20 protein-coding genes are annotated in these 21,152 nt (G+C 45.4%); 10 read left to right on the forward strand and 10 right to left on the reverse strand.

What is annotated here, in order from left to right; genetic code table 11:
* Positions 1–497: 497 nt before the first annotated feature.
* The 5 genes from FHQ30_RS01360 to FHQ30_RS01380 all read left to right on the forward strand — a co-directional run bounded on the left by FHQ30_RS01360 (position 498) and on the right by FHQ30_RS01380 (position 6,537).
* Complete coding sequence (locus tag FHQ30_RS01360) at positions 498–800, forward strand: type II toxin-antitoxin system RelE/ParE family toxin (RefSeq protein WP_267963744.1); 303 nt, start codon at positions 498–500, stop codon at positions 798–800.
* Positions 801–803: 3 nt separating this feature from the next.
* Positions 804–1,157 (forward strand): helix-turn-helix domain-containing protein, encoded by a 354-nt coding sequence (locus FHQ30_RS01365; protein WP_139610298.1) that lies wholly within the window; start codon positions 804–806, stop codon positions 1,155–1,157.
* A 369-nt stretch (positions 1,158–1,526) separates the two neighbouring features.
* The gene (gene glnE / locus FHQ30_RS01370; RefSeq protein WP_139610297.1) at positions 1,527–4,424 is read left to right on the forward strand and encodes a bifunctional [glutamate--ammonia ligase]-adenylyl-L-tyrosine phosphorylase/[glutamate--ammonia-ligase] adenylyltransferase; all 2,898 of its coding nucleotides are present in this window, start codon (positions 1,527–1,529) and stop codon (positions 4,422–4,424) included.
* An 84-nt stretch (positions 4,425–4,508) separates the two neighbouring features.
* Positions 4,509–5,876, forward strand: a complete 1,368-nt coding sequence (gene argA, locus FHQ30_RS01375; RefSeq protein ID WP_139610314.1) for an amino-acid N-acetyltransferase — start codon at positions 4,509–4,511, stop codon at positions 5,874–5,876.
* The gene (locus FHQ30_RS01380; RefSeq protein ID WP_267963743.1) at positions 5,842–6,537 is read left to right on the forward strand and encodes a hypothetical protein; all 696 of its coding nucleotides are present in this window, start codon (positions 5,842–5,844) and stop codon (positions 6,535–6,537) included. The genes argA and FHQ30_RS01380 overlap by 35 nt, the downstream gene beginning before the upstream one ends.
* Here the strand turns inward: FHQ30_RS01380 and bacA are convergent.
* Together bacA and epmA are read right to left on the reverse strand one after the other, a co-directional pair.
* Positions 6,534–7,337, reverse strand: a complete 804-nt coding sequence (bacA, locus tag FHQ30_RS01385) for an undecaprenyl-diphosphate phosphatase (protein ID WP_139610296.1) — start codon at positions 7,335–7,337, stop codon at positions 6,534–6,536. The two genes, FHQ30_RS01380 and bacA, sit on opposite strands and share 4 nt — an antisense overlap.
* 48 nt (positions 7,338–7,385) lie before the next feature.
* Positions 7,386–8,357, reverse strand: a complete 972-nt coding sequence (gene epmA / locus FHQ30_RS01390; RefSeq protein WP_139610295.1) for an elongation factor P--(R)-beta-lysine ligase — start codon at positions 8,355–8,357, stop codon at positions 7,386–7,388.
* 535 nt (positions 8,358–8,892) lie between these two features.
* On the opposite strand from epmA, the gene frdA reads away from it, so the two are divergent.
* Genes frdA through frdD form a run of 4 tightly spaced genes read left to right on the forward strand, consistent with a single transcriptional unit; the run spans position 8,893 to position 12,185 of the window.
* On the forward strand, positions 8,893–10,680 hold the full coding sequence (frdA, locus tag FHQ30_RS01395; protein ID WP_139610294.1) for a fumarate reductase (quinol) flavoprotein subunit: 1,788 nt from the start codon (positions 8,893–8,895) through the stop codon (positions 10,678–10,680).
* A gap of 3 nt (positions 10,681–10,683) precedes the next feature.
* Positions 10,684–11,424: a succinate dehydrogenase/fumarate reductase iron-sulfur subunit gene (locus FHQ30_RS01400; protein WP_139610293.1), complete on the forward strand. Its 741-nt coding sequence runs from the start codon at positions 10,684–10,686 to the stop codon at positions 11,422–11,424.
* Between the two features lie 10 nt (positions 11,425–11,434).
* Positions 11,435–11,833 carry a fumarate reductase subunit FrdC gene (gene frdC / locus FHQ30_RS01405; RefSeq protein WP_139610292.1) on the forward strand — a complete coding sequence of 133 codons (399 nt, stop codon included), beginning with the start codon at positions 11,435–11,437 and terminating at the stop codon, positions 11,831–11,833.
* A gap of 10 nt (positions 11,834–11,843) precedes the next feature.
* Positions 11,844–12,185 carry a fumarate reductase subunit FrdD gene (gene frdD, locus FHQ30_RS01410; protein WP_139610291.1) on the forward strand — a complete coding sequence of 114 codons (342 nt, stop codon included), beginning with the start codon at positions 11,844–11,846 and terminating at the stop codon, positions 12,183–12,185.
* 74 nt (positions 12,186–12,259) lie between these two features.
* Here the strand turns inward: frdD and FHQ30_RS01415 are convergent, their stop codons facing one another.
* From FHQ30_RS01415 to modA, 8 genes are all read right to left on the reverse strand, one after another.
* Complete coding sequence (locus FHQ30_RS01415; protein ID WP_139610290.1) at positions 12,260–13,153, reverse strand: LysR substrate-binding domain-containing protein; 894 nt, start codon at positions 13,151–13,153, stop codon at positions 12,260–12,262.
* Between the two features lie 104 nt (positions 13,154–13,257).
* The gene (locus tag FHQ30_RS01420) at positions 13,258–14,565 is read right to left on the reverse strand and encodes an MFS transporter (protein WP_139610289.1); all 1,308 of its coding nucleotides are present in this window, start codon (positions 14,563–14,565) and stop codon (positions 13,258–13,260) included.
* A gap of 206 nt (positions 14,566–14,771) precedes the next feature.
* Positions 14,772–15,761 (reverse strand): transketolase family protein, encoded by a 990-nt coding sequence (locus FHQ30_RS01425; protein WP_139610288.1) that lies wholly within the window; start codon positions 15,759–15,761, stop codon positions 14,772–14,774.
* Positions 15,762–15,773: 12 nt separating this feature from the next.
* Positions 15,774–16,610: a transketolase gene (locus FHQ30_RS01430; RefSeq protein ID WP_139610287.1), complete on the reverse strand. Its 837-nt coding sequence runs from the start codon at positions 16,608–16,610 to the stop codon at positions 15,774–15,776.
* A gap of 19 nt (positions 16,611–16,629) precedes the next feature.
* On the reverse strand, positions 16,630–17,382 hold the full coding sequence (locus FHQ30_RS01435; protein WP_139610286.1) for an SDR family NAD(P)-dependent oxidoreductase: 753 nt from the start codon (positions 17,380–17,382) through the stop codon (positions 16,630–16,632).
* A gap of 185 nt (positions 17,383–17,567) precedes the next feature.
* Positions 17,568–18,629 carry a molybdenum ABC transporter ATP-binding protein ModC gene (modC, locus tag FHQ30_RS01440; protein ID WP_139610285.1) on the reverse strand — a complete coding sequence of 354 codons (1,062 nt, stop codon included), beginning with the start codon at positions 18,627–18,629 and terminating at the stop codon, positions 17,568–17,570.
* A complete protein-coding gene (gene modB / locus FHQ30_RS01445) occupies positions 18,622–19,344 on the reverse strand; it encodes a molybdate ABC transporter permease subunit (protein WP_176552585.1) in 723 nt (240 codons plus the stop codon). Before modB ends, modC begins: the two co-directional genes overlap by 8 nt.
* Before the next feature lie 92 nt (positions 19,345–19,436).
* Positions 19,437–20,216 carry a molybdate ABC transporter substrate-binding protein gene (modA, locus tag FHQ30_RS01450; protein WP_139610284.1) on the reverse strand — a complete coding sequence of 260 codons (780 nt, stop codon included), beginning with the start codon at positions 20,214–20,216 and terminating at the stop codon, positions 19,437–19,439.
* 154 nt (positions 20,217–20,370) lie between these two features.
* Between modA and FHQ30_RS01455 the strand changes: the two genes are divergently transcribed.
* Positions 20,371–21,138 carry a TOBE domain-containing protein gene (locus FHQ30_RS01455; protein WP_139610283.1) on the forward strand — a complete coding sequence of 256 codons (768 nt, stop codon included), beginning with the start codon at positions 20,371–20,373 and terminating at the stop codon, positions 21,136–21,138.
* The last annotated feature ends 14 nt before the right edge of the window (positions 21,139–21,152 follow it).

Raw genomic sequence — 21,152 nt, forward strand, 5'->3', positions numbered from 1 at the left:
ATTAAGGTTTGGGTTAATTTTCGTCTTTTGGCTGCTAATTTGATATTTTCGCCCACTTGTTTTAATGCCTGTTGGTATTTCGGAAAAAGCATTGGAGATTTAGATTTATTGAGCATTATAATTACCTAATTCATACAGTTTTGGTAATTATAATGCTCAATTATATAGTATTCAATGATATATTGCTGATTTTTATCCAGCACAATTGATAAAGTGCCCTCAACCGCACTTTGTGTTTCAATTTACGCTTTCACCACCGGATAATAAGGTTCGCCCCACAGTGTATCCGGATTATCGATCATCACTTCAATCACCAGCGGCACTAAATGGCTCATCAACGCCGTGGCATCTCGTAGCTGTTTGCGATTAACACCAAGTATTTTAAGCTAAAACGTCTTATATCCAGCTGATCATCATACTCAAAACCGTTTAACAAAACTCAAATTGACATCATACAATGCATTAGTATAATACAACAATATTATGCATTGAGATAAATGATGTACACGATTATTGAACAGCCACATTTTAAGAAAAAATCGGATGAAATTTGGAATGAAGAACAGCGTTCTGCTTTTTTTAGCTACCTTGCGAAAGATCCTTTAGTCGGAGATATCATTCCTCATTCTTCTGGTTTACGCAAAGTGCGATGGCAAGGCTCAGGACGTGGTAAACGCGGAGGATTACGTATCATCTATTTTAATTTGTTAGACCATGGAGTAATTTTATTACTTGATTTATATGCTAAAAATCAGCAAGAAAATATTTCTCAAGCCGAATTAAAACAGTTAAAGGAATAAGTGATGGACGATATCCAAACCAAAATTCAGACGGCAACAAAAAATTGGAACATTGAAGCTATGGTGAGCGCAGTGATTGCTGACGATCCTGCAGCGGAAATAATCCGTGAAAGCTTAACCGAAGCATTACTGGAAGCGAAAAAAGGAAAAATTGGGCGACTTACCTATGTACCCATTTCGCCGATTGCCGTAACACGTCAGCGATCCGGGCTTTCACAAAATAAATTCGCAGAACGATTGGGCATTTCAGTCAATACCTTGCGTTCTTGGGAGCAAGGGCAACGCAATCCGAGCGGTGCAGCGGCAACGTTATTAAATCTATTACATAAACGCCCCGAACTCGTAGCGGAATTATAGCGCAATTTTTTTCACCCCCATTCCATCTGGAAAACAAGCATCAACTTTCATAAGCTTCTAATAGCAAAGTGCGGTCAACCGCACTTTGTGCTGCAACACTAGGCTTTCACCACCGGATAATACGGATCGCCACACCTGCTCAAGCGCCATTTTTTGTGTGTGGTTGCTGATGTTGGCGCTTCTCCTCGTGTCTGTTCTCTGTTTAGATATTGACTTTGCATAACTCCCCTGCTCACTCATGTTTTTGCGATAGTATGCAATAACTAAAAGACAGCTGATGTCACACAAAACCCTCAAAACAAATTTCCTGTTTGTGCTTGCGATATGCTAAATTGACCGCACTTTCACTGCTTTTTTAAGGATTCTGCCATGTCGCCCGAACTTTGTTATCCTGTGGAAAAATTTCAAGCTTTGTTGCACGCTGCCGAATTGTCAACGCTTGCCGCTGCTGAGTTTTTATCTCAGCTGGATACCGCACTTTCGATGTCTGATTTTGTTGCCGAGGTGCTGCACAAGCAACCGCACTTAGTCGCACAATGGGCGCAACAGCCGCCGTCGTTGCAGACTTGTGCCGATTACCCTGCTCGCTTGCAAGCCGAATTAGCCGACATAACAACAGAAGAACAGCTTTATACCTTGCTGCGCCAATTTCGTAATCGGGAGATGGCGGCGTTGAGTTTTTGTCAGAGTTTGAATCTGATGTCGGTGGAACAAACCTTTACCGCACTTTCACAATTGGCGGAGAGTCTGATTGTAGCGACGCGCGATTGGCTCTATCCGAAAATCTGTCAGGAACTGGGCACGCCGGTCAACAAGTGTGGTCATCCACAACCGTTGTTAATTTTAGGTATGGGCAAATTAGGCGGCTTTGAACTGAATTTCTCCTCCGATATTGATCTGATTTTCACCTATCCGGAAAAGGGCGAAACCGTCGGAGCACGGCGTAGCGTAGACAATTCACAGTTTTTTATCCGCTTGGCGCAACGGATTATCAAAGCCTTGGATCAACACACCATCGACGGCTTTGTCTATCGTACCGATATGCGCCTGCGCCCGTTTGGTGATGCCGGGGCGCTAGCGTTGAGTTTTGCCGCAATGGAAGATTACTATCAGGAACAGGGGCGTGACTGGGAGCGTTATGCGATGATCAAAGCCCGTTTGATGGGCGAAGACGAGGCCAATCCGTATCATCAGCAACTGAAAAAAATGCTGAAGCCGTTTGTGTATCGGCGTTATATTGACTTCAGCGTAATCCAGTCGCTGCGTGATATGAAATCCATGATCGAACGTGAGATCCGGCGTCGTGGCTTGGTGGATAATATCAAGCTGGGTGCCGGCGGCATTCGCGAAGTGGAATTTATCGTGCAGGTGTTCCAACTGATTCGTGGCGGACGTGAGCCGGCGCTGCAACACCGCAGCCTGCTGACCGTGCTACCGCACTTGGTGCAACTGAATCTGATTCCCGCCGATGAAGCACAAGCGCTACAACAGGCTTATCTGTTTTTACGCCGAGTAGAAAACGTGCTGCAAGCGATTGATGATAAACAGACGCAACTGCTGCCGCAAAACCAGAGCGACCAAGTGCGGTTGGTGCATGCCTGCCGCCGTTTCCGCTGCTTAAGCCAAAACGGCCAATGGATTGAAGTTGAAAATCCGATTGACGATTGGCAGACATTTTATGCTTATCTGCAACAACAGCAGCAAAATGTCCGCAATGTGTTTCAGCATTTGATTGGCGACGACAACGAAAATCAGCCAAACCAAGAGCATGATTCAATTTGGCGTGATTTTCTGAACAGCTATCAAGATGACGAACTCAGCAGCCTGTTACAGCAATATTCGTTTACAGAAACGGTACACAACGAATTGCTAGCGGTTTTAAGCCGTTTCCGTAACGAAATTCAGCGCCGCCAAATTGGACAGCGTGGGCGTGAAGTGCTGAACAAACTGATGCCGTGCGTATTGGATAAACTGTTTGCCCGAGCGGATATCAGCAATGTGTTGCCTAAAATTTTGAATATCATCAGCAACGTGGTCACTCGCACCACCTATCTGGAGCTGCTGCAAGAACACCCGGCGGCGCTGGATATGCTGATTCGGCTCAGTGCCGCTTCGCCGATGATTGCCGAACAGATCGCTCATTTTCCGATTCTGCTGGACGAGTTGTTGGATCATAAAACCCTGTTCAATCCGCCACCGTTCAGCGAATATCATAATACCTTAAAAGAGTATCTGATGCGCATTCCGCAAGATGATGAAGAGCAGCAGATTGATGCTTTGCGCCAGTTTAAGCAGGCCACCCTGCTGCGCACCGCTGCCGCTGATATTTTAGAGGTGCTGCCGGTGATGAAAGTCAGCGATCACCTTACCTATTTAGCTGAAGCAATCATTAGTGCCGTGGTCAATCTGGCATGGCGACAAACCAGTGAGCGTTTCGGCACACCGGATCATTTGCAGCCGGAGCAGAAAAACTTTTTGGTGATTGCTTACGGAAAACTGGGCGGCATTGAGCTGGGCTATAATTCGGATTTAGATCTGGTGTTTTTATACGATGCACCGGCAAACGGTCAAACCGTTGGCGGCAAACGCAGCATCGACAGCAGCCAGTTTTACCTGCGGCTGGCGCAAAAGATCATCAGCATTTTCAGCATCAATACCCGTGCCGGTATTTTGTATGAGGTGGATATGCGCTTGCGTCCATCCGGTGCAGCAGGCCTGCTGGTCAGCAGTCTGACCGCATTCGAAACCTATCAACAGCAAGACGCTTGGACTTGGGAAAAACAGGCACTGGTTCGCACTCGTGCAATCTATGGTGAAACCGCACTTCGCCAACGCTTCGAGCAGATCCGATCTGCTATTTTGGCCACACCACGTGATGTGGCGCAGTTGCGGCAAGAGGTCAGCCAAATGCGGCTAAAAATGTATGAACATCTTGCCGAAACCCAAACCGACCTGTTCAATATTAAAACCGATCCGGGTGGCATCACCGATATTGAGTTTATCGCCCAATACTTAGTACTTGCCAACACGCCGAATCACCCCGAACTGAGCCACTGGTCGGACAACGTGCGGATTTTTGACAGCATGGCGCAAGTCGGGGTGCTGAGTGCGGAACAAACCAAGCAATTAAAACGCTGTTATGTCGATTTACGCAATGAAATTCACCATTTGAACCTGATTGGTAAAAAATCGATTGTCAGTGCCGAGCAATTTAGTGTAGAAAGGGCGTTTGTCAGAGAAATCTGGCACAGTTTATTGGGCGATTAGCAAAAATCACTGGTATATTTTGCATAAGAATGCAGAATATGCAGGGTCTGTTGATGTTTATACGTTTTAGATAGGACGATTATGATACGTGATACCGAATTAGTTGAGTGGTTCCGAGAATCCACGCCTTATGTTAGCTTACACCGTGATAAAACTTTTGTGATCATGCTGGACGGTGATACGATTGCTTCAAAAAACTTTATTAATATTATCAATGACATCAGCTTATTACATAGTCTTGGCATCAAGCTGGTGGTGGTTTTCGGCGTGCGTCATCAAATCAACGAAACCCTGCAAGCTCATGATATTGCGCCTGTCTATCATAAAAATATTCGGGTAACCGATGCCGACACGTTAGAATTGGTGAAGCAAGTGGTCGGTAAATTGCAATTTGACATCAGTGCCCGCCTTTCAGTGCGCAGCTTTAATGCCGGCAACCACAGTAATAACAGTATTAATGTGGTCAGCGGCAATTTTGTCATCGCCCAACCGATCGGGGTTGATGACGGTGTGGACTATATGTTGAGTGGCAAAATCCGCCGAATTGATATCAAAGCCATCAAGCAACAGCTCGACAACGATGCGATTGTGTTGTTAGGGCCCATCGGCGCTTCCGTCACCGGCGAAAACTTCAATATGCCATTTGAAGACATTGCCACCCAAGTTGCGATTAAACTGAATGCCGAAAAACTGATCGGTTTTTGTGCCGATGACGGTATCCGTGATGAAGCCGGCGAGATCATTGCCGACCTCTTCCCACAACGTGCAGCCGTGCATCTGCATCAACTGATCGAAAGCGGGCAATATCACAGCTCGCAAGCCCGCTTCCTGCAAGCGGCAATTGATGTCAGCCGTGCCGGCATCAAGCGTTCGCACTTGCTCAGCTACGAAGAGGACGGCACGCTATTGCAAGAACTGTTCTCACGCGACGGGATCGGTACTCAGGTGTCGATGGAAAGCTCGGAAACCATTCGCATTGCCACCATTCAAGATATCGCAGCACTACTGGCACTGATTCACCCGCTGGAACAACAAGGTATTTTGGTGAAACGTTCACGGGAACAGCTAGAAATGGAGATCGGCAACTACACTATTATTGAACGTGACGGAGTGATAATCGCTTGTGCCGCCTTGAATGTTTACGCCGAAGAGAGCATGGCGGAAATGGCGTGTGTGGCAGTGCATCCGGATTATCGCAACTCCTCTCGTGGCGATATTCTGCTGGAAGAGTTGCAAAAACGGGCACGAAAACTCAAAATCAAACAGCTGTTTGTGCTGACCACTCGCACGGTACATTGGTTCCAAGAGCGTGGCTTTAAAATTGCCAATGTCGAGGATTTGCCGAAAGACAAGCGTGAACACTACAACTATCAGCGCAAATCTAAAATATTAATCCAAAACTTATTTGACGGCGAACATGGGCATCGCAGCGAACGCACCGAACGAGGCTGAGTTGTTCCTGCACAATCACCCCTATCCGCCCTTTATTCCCCTCAATGCCGACAAACTGATTGTCGGCACGTTGCCGCCGCCACGCTTTTCGCAAGGCTGTCTGAAGCCTGATGATGTAGATTTTTGCTACGGCAGCCGCGACGGGCAACTCTGGCTGATTTTAGGCAAAATTTTTGGCGTTGATTTTCAGTTTGAAAACAGTCAAAGTGCGGTACAACAGCGACAACATTTTCTATATGAACACAATATCGGGATTTGCGATATGGTGCAGCAGTGCCAACGAACCAAAATCGACGCCTCCGATATTGGCATGCAGCAGATCGTGCTGCGTCCGCTGTTGCACTATTTAAGCGAAAATCCGACGATCAACACGCTGCTATTCACCGGCGGCAACAGCAAAAACGGCCCGGAATACCTGTTTCGTCAACACCTAAAAACAGCGGGTTTAAGCCTGACATTGGTCAACAACACTATTCCGCGCATTCACCAATTTAGCTGGCAAAACCGCACTTTCACCACCGTCTCGCTCACCGCCCCTTCCGGCGCCGCCAATCGTGCGGTCGGCAGTATGGCCGAATATAAACAGCTGAAAGCAAAACACCCCGAATTCAATACGATTGATTTCAGGGTGTTGCAATATCAGCGTTTTTTTAAAAACTAATACAAAAACACAAAATACAATACAATTGCGACCACAAAGCGGTAAATGGCGAACGGCACGAATGAAATCCGTTTAATCAGATTCAGTAACCATTTGATCGCCATCATCGCGACCACAAACGCAGTGACGAAGCCGACGGCAAACATCGGTAAGTCGTCAAGCGTCAGGAAATGCCAGCTTTTATACAGATCCAGTGCGGTGGCGCCCATCATCATCGGGGCGGCCAAAATAAAGGAATATTCTGCGGCAGCATGGCGACCGACGCCCACCAACAATCCGCCGGAAATGGTTGCGCCGGAACGGGAAAAGCCCGGTGACAGTGCCAAACATTGGAATAAGCCGATGGCAAATGCTTGTTTATAACTGATTTGATCCAGCGTGTTGGCGCTGACCGGCGGACGAAACTTTTCCGCCAACAGCAACAAAACCCCACCGACGACCAAGGCATAAATCACATTCTGAATGCTGAACCAGGATTTGATGGTGCTGTGAAACAGCAAACCGATCACTACCGCTGGAATCATGCCTAAAATAATGTGCAGTAGCGTCAAGTGCGGTTGGTGCTGATCCGGTTTTTCACCAAAATGAATGCCGATCAAGCCGAACATTTTGCGCCAAAACACCACCACTACGGCTAAAATCGAGCCTAGCTGAATCATCACCTCGAAGGTTGCCGCTTTCTCTCCGGTGAAGCCTAAAAACTCGCCTGCGATAATCAAATGCCCGGTGGACGAAACCGGTAAAAACTCGGTCAGCCCCTCGACAATCCCCATTATTACCGCAATAAATATCTCTGACATTTTCTCTCCTATTTCCTGTCACCTAATCTTTGTTACTACTCACTAGAACTATGCATTCTCAATATTAAAACTGATCACATCGGCAATATTTTGCTGCCCCAAAGCAATCATCAACAACCGATCGACGCCCAGCGCTACGCCAGCACATTGCGGCATACCTTGCTGCAAAGCGGCAATAAAACGCGGGTCAATTTCACGCGGTGGCAAGCCGCTTGCTATGCGCTGCTTATTGTCTCGTTCGAAACGGTGCAATTGTTCGTCGGCATCGGTCAGCTCATTAAACCCGTTCGCCAGCTCCAAGCCCTTGTAATAAAACTCAAATCGTTCCGCCACACGGTGATCTTCCGAGCTGATTTGCGCCAGTGCCGCTTGCGAGGTCGGAAAATAATAGACCGCTGCCGGACGCTCCTGCCCGATATTCGGTTCGACAATTTGGCTGAACAAAAATTGCAGCAGCATATCGCGCGACTGCTTGGCGGCATCGACCAAGCCATGTTCGGCCGCTTTTTTTGCCAGCTCGGTTTTTTCTGCCGACAGCGGATCCAAACCAACATATTCCTGAAAAATAAACTGGTAACTAAACGATTCTGCCGGTTCGCAGTCCAGAATCTGTTGCAGCAAATCATCGACTTCATTAATCAGGCGATACATATCAAAGTGCGGTCGATACCACTCCAACATCGTGAATTCAGGATTGTGATTCCGCCCGGCCTCTTCATTGCGGAATACTTTGCAAATCTGAAAAATCGGCCCACTGCCGGCGGCGAGCAGGCGTTTCATGTGATATTCAGGACTGGTACCCAAAAATAAGGTTTTCGGCGTGACTTGAAACGGTGCAATAAACTGCGTTTCAAATACGGCAAGATGCACATCGGTGACCGCATATTCGCTTAAAATCGGGGTATCGACTTCCAATAAACCGCGATCTATAAAAAAACTGCGCAATTCGGCGACAATTTTGGCACGAGCGATAATATTTTTTATCGCCGCACTGGGTTGCCATTGTTGCTGTAAAATCATACATAGGATCCCAAAAGTAAATCAAGGCATCGGCAAAGCGTTAAACACACGATCTAGATTGCAGTAGTAGCATTAAACGCACGGTTTAGATTGCAGTAGTAGGGGCGGATTGTATATCCGCCCGTTTGCGAAGTGCGGTATAAGCATTTAATCAATAAAGAATAAATACAAAGTGCGGTTCGGGCGGATATACAATCCGCCCCTACTTTGCTACTTTGACCCTACTTTGTTTCTACTTTGCTTCTGTTGCCAATAAACATTAAGTGCGCATTTTATCGGTTATCCCGTAAAGTCACAATCGAATCTTGCATAAAGGAATATGAATACTTGACCATAAAAGTAAGTTATTAAATCTACTAACTTTTTTGAGGTAGATCACGAAACGTTTGCTTTTTCAGTCTATTTGGGAAAAAACAATTAAGTTGTCAGAAAAAACATGGCAAAATGACTTTGATCAAAAAATCATACTTACTGTTTATATTACTTTTTGACTCTAAATCATTACTTTTACTTACATCTATCCTGGAGGAATATCGTGCAAACTATCAATGTCGATATTGCAATTGTCGGTGCCGGTGGCGGCGGTTTACGGGCTGCGATTGCAGCTGCGGAAGCTAACCCGAATCTGAAGATTGCCTTAATATCAAAAGTGTATCCGATGCGTAGTCATACTGTGGCAGCCGAAGGCGGTGCCGCAGCCGTCATCAAATCCGAAGATAGTTATGACAAGCATTTCCATGATACGGTAGCCGGCGGTGACTGGCTGTGCGAACAAGATGTGGTTGAACATTTTGTTGAGCACTCACCGATCGAAATGACTCAGCTGGAGCGTTGGGGCTGCCCGTGGAGTCGCCGTGACGATGGTGAAGTCAATGTACGCCGATTCGGCGGGATGAAAATCGAACGCACCTGGTTTGCTGCCGATAAGACTGGTTTCCACCTGTTGCATACTCTGTTCCAAACTTCGATTCAATTCCCGCAAATTATCCGTTACGACGAACACTTCGTGCTGGATATTCTGACCGATGACGGCCACGCCCGTGGTGTCGTTGCGATGAACATGATGGAAGGCACCTTAGTACAAATCAATGCCAATGCGGTGGTGATTGCAACCGGCGGTGGCTGTCGTGCGTTCCGTTTCAACACCAACGGTGGCATCGTCACCGGTGACGGTTTATCCATGGCTTACCGCCACGGTGTGCCGTTGCGTGATATGGAATTTGTGCAATACCACCCGACCGGGTTGCCGAATACCGGGATTTTGATGACCGAAGGTTGCCGTGGTGAAGGCGGTATCTTGGTCAATAAAGACGGCTATCGTTACCTGCAAGATTATGGTTTGGGACCGGAAACACCAATCGGCAAACCGGAAAACAAATATATGGAGTTGGGCCCACGTGACAAAGTGTCGCAAGCATTCTGGCAAGAATGGCGTTTGGGTCGCACCCTGAAAACCGCGAAAGGCGTGGATGTGGTGCATCTGGATCTGCGTCATTTGGGTGAAAAATACCTGCATGAGCGTCTACCGTTTATCTGTGAACTGGCAAAAGCCTACGAAGGTGTTGATCCGGCAAAAGCGCCGATTCCGGTGCGTCCGGTGGTGCACTACACCATGGGCGGCATCGAGGTGAACCAACAAGCGGAAACTCGCATCAAAGGTTTATTTGCAGTGGGCGAATGTGCCTCCTCCGGCTTGCACGGTGCAAACCGTTTAGGTTCGAACTCCTTGGCAGAATTGGTGGTTATCGGTAAAGTGGCCGGTGAATACGCCGCACAAAGAGCGGTTGAAAGCCAAAATATCAATACGGCAGCTGTCGATGCGCAAGCCAAAGATGTGGTGGGTCGCTTGCAAGCATTGCTGGATCAAGACGGCAATGAAAGTTGGTCGAAAATCCGTGATGAAATGGGCGATTCGATGGAAGAAGGCTGCGGTATCTATCGTACTGAAGAGTCAATGCAAAAAACCGTGGATAAAATTGCCGAATTGAAAGAACGCTTCAAAAAAGTGCGGGTGTCAGACCGTTCCAGCGTGTTCAATACCGATATTCTGTACACCATTGAATTAGGTACGATTCTCGATGTGGCACAATCGATCTCTTCTTCTGCGGTTGCACGGAAAGAATCTCGTGGTGCACACCAACGTTTGGACTACGTTGAACGTGACGATACCAACTACTTGAAACATACTCTCGCCTATTACAATGCAGACGGCGCACCACGAATTGAATACAGTGATGTGAAGATTACCAAATCGCAACCTGCTAAACGTGTATATGGTGCGGAAGCAGAAGCCGCAGAAGCAGCAAAGGCAAACAAGGAGTAAGCAATGGGTAATCTAGCTAACAAAACAATGACTATCGAAGTGCTTCGCTATAATCCCGAAGTTGACAAAGAACCCTACTTGAAGGCTTATCAAGTGCCTTATGACGATCAAACTTCGTTATTGGATGCCTTGGGCTACATCAAGGACGAACTGGAGCCTGAACTCTCCTATCGTTGGTCATGCCGGATGGCGATCTGCGGTTCTTGCGGCATGATGGTCAATAATAAACCGAGTTTGGCTTGTAAGACGTTCTTACGTGACTACAGCGGTTTTATGCGGGTTGAGGCGCTGGCCAACTTCCCGATTGAACGTGACTTAGTGGTAGATCTCAGCCACTTTATCGAAAGTTTAGAATCGATCAAACCGTATATTATCGGCAACAAAGCACCTCCGGGCGAACGGACTAAGCAAACGCCGGCGCAGTTGGAAAAATACCGCACTTTCTCCATGTGTATCAACTGTGGCTTGTGCTATGCCGCCTGCCCGCAATTCGGTTTAAATCCGGAATTCGTCGGCCCGGCAGTGTTGACACTGGCACACCGCTACAATCTGGATAACCGCGATCACGGCAAAGCCGAGCGTTTGAAAATCATGAACGGTAAAAATGGCGTGTGGAGCTGTACCTTTGTCGGTTACTGCTCCGAAGTCTGTCCGAAACACGTTGATCCGGCAGCGGGTGTGAACCAAGGCAAAGTCGAGTCAGCCAAAGACTACGTTATCGCCATGCTGAAACCGCAAAAGTAAGGAGCAAAGAATGACAACTACAACCAGCAAACGCAATAAATATGTGCGTGAAGTTAAACCCAACTGGTGGAAAAAAATAGAGTTTTATAAGCTCTATATTCTACGCGAATCCACCGCACTTCCGACTATTTGGTTCTGCATCGTGCTGCTTTACGGTTTCTTGTGTTTAGGCAACGGAACCTTTGAAAGCAATTTCGTGTCATTTCTGAAAAATCCGTTAGTGATTATCCTGAATGTCATCACGATGGCAGGGGTGGTTTATAATACCTTGACCTGGTACGGCTTAACACCAAAAGCGTTAAATTTGATCTACAAAAATGAGCGTTTACCGCAGTCTGTAATCCGAAACCTGATGTGGCTGATTACTATTGCAGCCTCGGTATTAACACTTATTCTGGTTTATCTCTAAGGGGGAAATAATGAAACAAGCTCCAAAACGTTCCAATGAACCGGTCGTATGGCTACTCTTCGGTGCAGGCGGAACCATCAGTGCCATTATTTTCCCGGTGCTGGCATTAATTCTGCTGTTCCTCTATCCATTGGGATTGGTTGACGCAGGCAACATGGTGGCATTTGCACAAAGCATTATCGGCAAACTGATTCTGCTCGCCGTAGCAATCTTCCCGATGTGGGCAGGCATGCACCGTTTACACCACGGTATGCACGATTTCAAACTGCATATCCCAGCTAGCGGTGTGATTTTCTACGGCTTAGCGGCGCTGTATTCTGTGTTGGTGTTTTTTGCAGTGATTAATATTTAAACCGCATTTGAAACGAAAACGCTCAAACAAATTGTTTGAGCGTTTTTTTATAAAAACTCAAATATATACTGTACTCATCTACTGTTGTGTAACTCTTCTTCCAACCAATTGATAAAGTGCTGTACTTTGGCATATTTTTTATGCGTATGTGGAAAAACAATATAATGTGCATCAATAGGAATCATATAATTACTACCAAAAACGGGGATTAATTCACCCGATTGTATAAAAGGTTGTGCTAATAAACTGCTTTCTACAATGACACCGAGATTTTGTTTAGCCGCTTCAAAACTCATATATGAACGATCGAAACTAAAGGCATAGGATAAATTTTCTATCTGTATATTATGATTTGCAAACCATTGTTGCCATTGCATCAGCATACATTGAGAAGCGATTAAATCGCATTTTAATAAATCTATTGGTTCATTAATTTGATTCTTTTTAAGAAAATCAGGGTGAGCTAACACAATTGCATATTCATTTTTAATAGGAATAGCGCTTAATCCTTTCCAAGAAAAACTACCATAACGAATATCTACATCAGTTTGAGATAGATTAAACTGAATATTTTCATAGGAACAATCAATATTGATTTGATATTCAGGATATTGCTTTTTAAACTTTTCCAATCTCGGTAATAAATAAAGCAAACCAAAAGTTGGAGCAGTATGAATGCGTAAGGTTTCTTGTTCTTGACGTTCAATAATATCATTAGTTGCTGCGCCTAAGGTATGTAATGCACCTGAAATAGCATCAAGATATTGTTGCCCTATTCCAGTTAGTTTTATCCCCCTTCCAGTACGATAAAATAATTTTTTATCTAATAAACTTTCTAACCCTGCAATTTGATGGCTGACTGCTGACGGTGAAATATTTAAACTTTCTGCCGCTTTTACAATATTTCCGAAATATGCTGCTTGCTCAAATACTCGCAGGGATTTTAGCGGAGGAATAATATTTGCCATAATTTTTCCTTGTGATAAAACTGATTCATAACTTATTATAAATTATAAAAAAAGAACACAATACGGCAAAATATTGTGTTCAAATAAAGGGTAAAAGTCAGATATTATGCAAGCTCTTTTTGTTTTTTCCTTGCGCTAAGCACAATAATTGCCACACTAACGAACATACTAACACCTAAGAATGCAATAGCCGTGTTAAATGAGTTAGTTAATTCTTTTAAGTATCCTACAATCGTCGGACCAAAAAATCCTCCCAAGTTACCGATACTATTAATTAACGCTATCGCTCCGCCGGCCGCCGCTCCTGTGATAAATGAAGGCGGAATAGCCCAAAATGGAGGAAATGCACCGAATGCGCCACACAATGCAACCGCGAGGAAAACAAACGCAAGCCATACGTTAGTATCTGCTACATAAGTTGCCAGCATTAAACCTAGCGCACTCACTGCCAAACACCCGGCGACATGCCATGGACGCTCTTGCGTTTTATCGGAATGGTTGCCGACTAACATCATCACAATCATTGACACGAAGTAAAGCGCACCAATAATCCAGCCTAAATTTTGCAGGCTAATACCTGAAGTCGCCGAGATGGTTTTAGAGATGGTCGGCAAGAACATATTGATCCCATAGTAACCCATCATCCAGAAGAAATAACCTACCGATAACCATAAAACGGTTTTATCTTTCAAGGCTTCCATAAAGGTATAATGTTTCACTTCTTGCTTCATTTTTTGTTCAATATCAAGCGTTTCAATTAGCCATTTCTTCTCTTCTTGCTCTAACCAGTGAGCTTTGTCGATACTATCTGTTAGGTAGAAATAACAAATTATACCCAATATAACAGCAGGAATAGCTTCAATAATAAACATCCATTGCCAACCACTTAATCCTAACCCCTCAATGGTTAATAAGAATGTAGATAACGGTGAACCTAAAGCATTTGCGCCTGGAATCGCCAACATAAAAGCAGCAATCGCTCTAGCATGATGTTTAGTTTGGTAGAAACCACTCAAATAATGTACCATACAAGGATAAAAACTCGCCTCGGCCACCCCCAATAAAAAACGAATCGTATAAAATTGCCAAGGTGCTTCAATAAATGCCATTAAAATGGCGAGAATCCCCCAACTCACCATAATCCGGCAAATCCACTTGCGCGCGCCAACTTTTGCCATCATGGCACTACCGGGCACTTCCAATAAAAAATAGCCAAAAAAGAAAATACCTGCGCCGATACCGAACACCGTATTAGAAAATCCTAAATCTGCATTCATTTGCAGTGCTGCAAAACTAATATTCACGCGATCAAGGATAGAAATAAAAAAACAAATAAAAAGAAATGGAAGTAAACGCCAAGTTACCTTACGCACGGTACTTTGCTCTATTTGTAAAATATTACGGGCTGTCATAATAATTCTCCGTTTTATTAATCAGGGGCAATACTATTTGCTTAGAAATTAGGGAGAAAGCATAAAGTGCGGTTTAAAACCACTATTTTTAATGCCTCACCTAAAATTTAAAAAATATTATTTATTGATATTATGAATAAAGAAATCTCCCTCCGAGATTGACTACAAGCAGACTTATCCTCCCACCTGTAGTCACCCCAATTGTATTATTCCGCTAACCATTTCTTGATGCTGTTACAAATTGCAGCAGTAGAAATACCATATTCATCGTGTAACGTCGGTAATGCACCGGCAAGTAAAAATTTATCCGGTAATGCAATACGTTTCACTTTGGCGGAAATCCCTTGTTCAACTAATAAACTCGATACTGCCTCACCAAGCCCGCCGATCTCACTATGGTTTTCCGCAGTAATCACTAAACGGTTAGATTTGGTAATTTCTCGCAAAATTGTTTTATTATCTAATGGTTTAATCGTTGGACAGTGTAAAATGGCAACACTTACACCTTCAGCCGCTAATTTTTTCGCCGCTTCAATCGCTCGCATCGTGAGAATACCGGTTGAAATCATTAACACATCATTACCGTCTTCCAGTAATGTTGCTTTGCCGATTTCAAATTTATAATCATAATCTTTTAACACGTTCGGCACTTTTCCACGTAATAAACGCAGATAAACCGGGCCATTGTGATCTGCTATAACCGGAACAATTTGCTCAAGTTCCGTCGCATCGCAAGGATCAATTACCGTCATATTCGGAATTGCACGCATCATGGCGATATCTTCCGTCGCCTGATGGCTTGGCCCATAACCGGTGGTTAAACCCGGTAATGCCACGGCAATTTTTACATTCAGATTTTCTTCTGCAATAATTTGATGAATAAATTCATAAGCCCGACGGGTGGCAAACACCGCATAAGTGGTAACAAAAGGGATTAATCCGGTTTTGGCCAAACCGCCTGCTGTCGCCATCGCCAGTTGTTCTGCTATGCCCACTTGGAAAAATCTATCCGGATAGTTTTGAGCAAAAATGTGTAAGTCTGTATATTTTGCCAAATCCGCAGTAACACCGACGATTTCAGGGCGGGTTTGCGCCAATTTGTTTAATGCATAACCGAACGGCGCTGAAATGGTTTCTTGTCCCTCTTCGGCAATAGAGGCGATCATTGCCGATGTGGTTAATTTTTTCTTAGTCATCGTAAAATTCCTCTATTTTTGGCTTTCATCTAGTACAGCAATGGCTTTTTGCCATTCATCGGCATCAACACGAATAAAATGGTTTTTCTCACGCACTTCCAAGAATGGAACGCCTTTCCCCATTAACGTATCGAAAATAATGACGCGCGGTTGATCACCTGAATAATTGCGCGCATTATCAAATGCTGCGAGTACTGCCGTAATATCATTGCCATTGACTCGTTGCACATACCAACCGAAAGCTTGCCATTTATCTACCAGTGGCTCGAAATTCATAATCTCGCTTGATTTACCGTCTGCTTGTTGTTGGTTGACATCAATTAAATTAATTAAATTGCCTAATTTATGATGGCTGGCAGCCAATGCCGCTTCCCAAGTGGAACCTTCGTCCAGTTCCCCGTCAGACATGGAGTTATAGACAAAAGATTTTTTATTTTGATAACGCAAACCAAGCGCTATCCCCACAGCAATAGATAAACCCAGCCCTAGTGAACCGCCCGACATTTCCATGCCCGGAGTATAAGTTGCCATGCCGGACATAGGTAAACGGCTATCGTCACCGCCGTAAGTCTCCAACTCCTCTTCCGGAATAATGTTGGCTTCGATTAATGCTGCATAAAATGCGATCGCATAGTGACCATGAGAGAGTAAAAAGAAATCTCGATCTTCCCATTCGGGATCCGCCGGTTTAAAGTTTAATGCGTGACAATATGCCGTTGCCAACACATCGGCATAACCTAATGCTTGACCAATATAGCCTTGCCCTTGCACTTCTCCCATGCGTAATGCATAACGTCTAATGTTATAGGCATGCTTTGCAAGCTTTGTTACTAATTCTTGAGTTGCCATAGATTAATTTCCCCTTAAATTAATGAATATGCATTCCGCCGTTCACATCTAATGTGATACCGGTTGAATAAGATGCTAAATCACTGGCTAAGAATAATGCTGCACGCGCAATATCAACCGCATCACCTAAGCGATTTAATGGAATGCCGGCAATAATATTGGCTTTTTGCTCATCAGATAATTTGCCCTGCGTAATATCGGTTTGAATTAATCCCGGCGTGATACAGTTCACACGGATACCATCAATCCCCAATTCACGCGCCATCGCTTTAGCCAAACCAAGTACGCCGGCTTTTGCGGCACTATAATGCGGACCACCAAAAATACCGCCGCCACGCTGTGCCGATACCGAAGAAATACATACAATGCTGCCTGACTTTTGTGCACGCATGGTTGGGATGACCGCTTGGGACATTAACAAGGTGCCGCGTAAACTGACATCAAGCACCGCATCATAATTTCCGCCTTTAATATCCATCACTTTTAGTGGCTGGGTAATGCCGGCATTGTTGACCAATACATCGATACGACCATATTTAGCCAAAATTTTTTCTTTTGCCGCTTGTACTTGGGCTTCATCCGCCACATTGATTGCTACGCCTAAATGCCCTTCACCCGGCAAAGCATTGGCCGCTTCAATCGATGCTTGCTCATCTAAATCGGCAATCACGATTTTAGCGCCCTGCTCGGCAAACAATTTCGCTGTTGCACGGCCTAACCCACGCGCAGAAGCTGCACCGGTAACAATGGCTACTTTGTCTTTTAATAACATAATCTATTCTCCTATGGTGTTTTTGTTGGAAAACAAAATATAGGAAAGTGAGATGAGTAGGAATGCACAAACGCTCACGTTTGATTGAGAAAAATTGAAAGCGTGATGAAGGTAACACAAATGGGGCGTTCCCCATTCAGAAGGGAGACGATCAACGTTGGGTATATTTAGGACTAATTTGAATACTAAGCAATCACCGACACACTTTTCACCTGCGCATAAACCCACATTCCGGTCGCCAGATTCAATTCCGCCAGTGCCCAGCGGCTGATCGAGGCACCGAACTGCAAGCCGTCGGCGTTTAACCGCACTTCGACTTGTTGTGCTTGGATTTCAATTTCAGTGATTTGGCACGCCAGCACATTACGGATACTGCTGCCCTTTGTCGGTTGGAGAATAATCGACACATCGGAACTGTAAATGCAGATCCGCACCAAATCACCGGCATTTTTTTGCGGCATTTCGTGGATCCACAGCGGTTGTCCGGCAAAATTCAGTGCGGTCATCTGATAGAGCGGGTGGTGCATTTCAATCGGCAGGCTGAATACCGCACTTTGCTGCTGCACGCCTTTCCAAGGTAAAAAATGCGGACTTTGCCAAATCGTTTCCAGATCATCAAATGCCAGCACCTTGCCCTGCTGTATTAAAATCACGCGTTGCGCCAAACGTAGCAACTCTTCCAAACTGTGGCTGACATACAAAATCGGAATCTTGATCTCTTTCGCCAGGCGATCGAGGTAATCCAATAACTCCTGTTTACGCGGCAGATCCAAGGCGGCTAGCGGTTCGTCCATGAGCAATAATTCAGGTTCGGTCAGTAACGCCCTGCCGATTGCCACTCGTTGTTTTTCGCCACCGGACAGGGTGAGCGGATAACGTTTCAGCAGAGGTTCGATGCCTAACAGTTCAATAATTTCTTGATATACCGCTTTGCTGACTTTTTTCATACCGTAAGCCAGATTGCCTTTCACGGTATAATGCGGAAACAACCGTGCATCTTGGAACACATAGCCGAGATGACGTTGTTCCGGTGGCAGGTTGATTTTGCGCAGCGTATCCACCAAAGTGCGGTTATTAAGTTGAATATAACCTTGGTCGGGGAGCGATAACCCGCTCACCAAATTAATCAATGAGGATTTGCCGCTGCCGGATAAGCCGAAAAGTGCGGTGACACCGTTGGATGGAATTTGCAGGTTGGCACTTAGCGCCAGACTGCCAAGCTGTTTTTTCACATTAATTTCAAGCATTGCTTTGTCCCAGTCTATATTTCGCCCGTCGAGCTAACCATTCGGACAAAACCAACGACAGCAAGGCAATGATAATCGCAATAATGCACAGGCGAGCCGCCGCTGCTTCTGCCGAGGGGGTTTCGATAAAAGAGTACATCGCCAGCGGAATGGTTTGGGTTTCGCCGATAATATTCGAGACAAAGGTAATGGTTGCGCCAAATTCGCCCAACGAACGGGCAAACCCCAAGACTAAACCTGCCAAAATACCGGGAAAAGAGAGCGGCAAGGTAATGGTGAAAAAGACTCGCCAGCTGTTTGCGCCCAGCGTTCGAGCCGCCTGTTCCAACTTAGGGTCGACATTTTCCAGTGCCAAGCGAATCGCCCGCACCACCAACGGAAACGCCACCACCGCCGAAGCAAGCACCGCACCGCGCCAACTGAATGCCACGCTGAAATCAAACCATTGGTACAAATATTTGCCGATAACACCGTTACGCCCAAAAGCCACCAACAACAAATAGCCAATCACCACCGGCGGCAGCACCAGCGGTAGGTGGATAATCCCATCCAACAGATTCTTGCCCCAGAAATCACGACGTGCCAGCAACCAGGCAAAAAATATTGCCGCTGGCAAACTGAGCAGCATTGAAAACAGCGCAACTTTTAAACTGAGATGGATTGCGCTGATTTCCGCCGGGCTGAGGCTGAGGGTTTGGATTATGCTGTCGATCAAAAAGTGTCCTTGAGAAATTTTTATTTAGTCGACAGCGACTGTGGGTCGCAATCGACTACGCATAGATGAGCGGTTTTATCACTCTAGGATAATTATTCTACGCTGAAACCATATTTCTGCAAAACAGCTTTCGCGTTGTCAGTGCCCAAGAATGCCATAAATGCCCGTGCCGTTTCGCTGTCGTGCCCGTTGACAATCGCTGCCGGATATTCCACCGCTTCATAACTGCCGTCCGGAAATACGCCAACGATCTGCACTTTATCACTGGCAGCGGCATCGGTGGCATACACAATCCCCAACGGGGCTTCGCCACGTTCAACCAACGTCAAGGCCGCACGCACATTGGCGGCGCGTGCCAGTTGTTTCTCCACCTTATCCCATTGATTTAACTTGGTTAATGCGGCTTTAGCATAAATTCCTACCGGAACGTGTTCCGGATCGCCGACTGACAAAAAGTGTTTGCCCAAATATTTCAGCCATTCCTCGCTGTTCAAATCAAATTTCAATTCCCCAGCACTTTTCGGCGCAATCATCACTAATTTGTTGCCGGCAATAATTTTACGCGAATCGACAATAATTTTGCCTTTTTCCTGCAAGAAGTCCGCCCATTTCAAATTTGCCGAAACAAAAATATCTGCCGGCGCGCCCTCATCAATTTGACGCGCCAACACCGAAGAAGAAGCGAACGAGAACACAATCTCCGCCTCTTTTTGCTCCTGCTTAAATTCTGTCGCCAAATCCTGCAATACATTTGTCATCGAAGCGGCGGCAAATACCGTCAACTTGTCATTTGCTAGTCCTGAAAATGATACTGCCGCCAAAGCCAGCGCCAAAACCGCACTTTTGCTGCTACGAATAATCTGTTTTAACATAATCTCTCCTAATATAGATAATAAAAATTCGATATACAATTAATTATATAACGATAAAAAAAGATGTCTATCCAGATTCCGAGTTTTCTTTTAAAATGCGAAAAGAATCACAAACCTTTAAGACTAAACAACAAGATAAGCAATAGGAATTCTTATGGCGGATATTGATATCGATCTCAGTATAAAACTGCAACAGCAATTGTTTGTCGATCCGCGGCGTATTCATCTGCTGCGTGAAATCGAAAAGTGCGGTTCGATTTCGCAAGCTGCAAAGCAGGTTCGAATCAGCTATAAAACCGCTTGGGATAATTTAAATGCAATGGACTTGATCAGCCCAAAACCGTTATTACAGCGCAGCACCGGCGGCAAAGAAGGCGGCGGCACCACATTGACTGCCTACGCTAAACGGGTGCTGCGGTTATACCAATTGCTGGAACAAACTCAACAACGGGCATTTGCTATTTTGCAAGACGAAAGCATTCCGCTCACCAGCCTGCTGTCTGCCACCGCCAAATTCAGCTTGCAAAGCAGCGCCAGAAACCAATTGATCGGCAGGGTGCAACAACTTTGTACACAAGGGCTGAATTGCCAAGTGCAGATTGCAGTTGAGGGTTTGAATAGCCAGATTAGCGCTGCGATCACCCAAGCCAGTGCCGAGCGTTTGCAGTTGCAAGTCCAGCAAGAATTACTGCTGATGTTTAAAGCACCGTGGGTCAGCCTGCATCAACAAGCACAAAAAACCAACAGTTTTAAAGGTCAAATCAGCGCATTGCAACAACAGCAAGACAGCCACGAAGCGATTATTCAGCTCAGTCCGCAAATTGAGTTTTGCGCCAGCTATCACTCTGCCGATCAATATCAAATCGGTGATTCAATATACGTCAGCATTGATCCGGAGAAGATTATTCTGTTGGCGCTATAGGGGTTGTTGATTTT

The organism is Testudinibacter sp. 'clade 2' (assembly GCF_006227735.1).
Classification (GTDB): Bacteria; Pseudomonadota; Gammaproteobacteria; order Enterobacterales; family Pasteurellaceae; genus Chelonobacter.

Coding starts and splice junctions, on each gene's coding strand:
- FHQ30_RS01360 (WP_267963744.1), top strand. CDS start 498: ATGATGTACACGATTATTGAACAGCCACATTTTAAGAAAAAATCGGAT.
- FHQ30_RS01365 (WP_139610298.1), top strand. CDS start 804: ATGGACGATATCCAAACCAAAATTCAGACGGCAACAAAAAATTGGAAC.
- glnE (WP_139610297.1), top strand. CDS start 1,527: ATGTCGCCCGAACTTTGTTATCCTGTGGAAAAATTTCAAGCTTTGTTG.
- FHQ30_RS01380 (WP_267963743.1), top strand. CDS start 5,842: ATGGGCATCGCAGCGAACGCACCGAACGAGGCTGAGTTGTTCCTGCAC.
- bacA (WP_139610296.1), bottom strand. CDS start 7,337: ATGTCAGAGATATTTATTGCGGTAATAATGGGGATTGTCGAGGGGCTG.
- epmA (WP_139610295.1), bottom strand. CDS start 8,357: ATGATTTTACAGCAACAATGGCAACCCAGTGCGGCGATAAAAAATATT.
- FHQ30_RS01400 (WP_139610293.1), top strand. CDS start 10,684: ATGGGTAATCTAGCTAACAAAACAATGACTATCGAAGTGCTTCGCTAT.
- frdC (WP_139610292.1), top strand. CDS start 11,435: ATGACAACTACAACCAGCAAACGCAATAAATATGTGCGTGAAGTTAAA.
- frdD (WP_139610291.1), top strand. CDS start 11,844: ATGAAACAAGCTCCAAAACGTTCCAATGAACCGGTCGTATGGCTACTC.
- FHQ30_RS01415 (WP_139610290.1), bottom strand. CDS start 13,153: ATGGCAAATATTATTCCTCCGCTAAAATCCCTGCGAGTATTTGAGCAA.
- FHQ30_RS01420 (WP_139610289.1), bottom strand. CDS start 14,565: ATGACAGCCCGTAATATTTTACAAATAGAGCAAAGTACCGTGCGTAAG.
- FHQ30_RS01425 (WP_139610288.1), bottom strand. CDS start 15,761: ATGACTAAGAAAAAATTAACCACATCGGCAATGATCGCCTCTATTGCC.
- FHQ30_RS01430 (WP_139610287.1), bottom strand. CDS start 16,610: ATGGCAACTCAAGAATTAGTAACAAAGCTTGCAAAGCATGCCTATAAC.
- FHQ30_RS01435 (WP_139610286.1), bottom strand. CDS start 17,382: ATGTTATTAAAAGACAAAGTAGCCATTGTTACCGGTGCAGCTTCTGCG.
- modC (WP_139610285.1), bottom strand. CDS start 18,629: ATGCTTGAAATTAATGTGAAAAAACAGCTTGGCAGTCTGGCGCTAAGT.
- modA (WP_139610284.1), bottom strand. CDS start 20,216: ATGTTAAAACAGATTATTCGTAGCAGCAAAAGTGCGGTTTTGGCGCTG.
- FHQ30_RS01455 (WP_139610283.1), top strand. CDS start 20,371: ATGGCGGATATTGATATCGATCTCAGTATAAAACTGCAACAGCAATTG.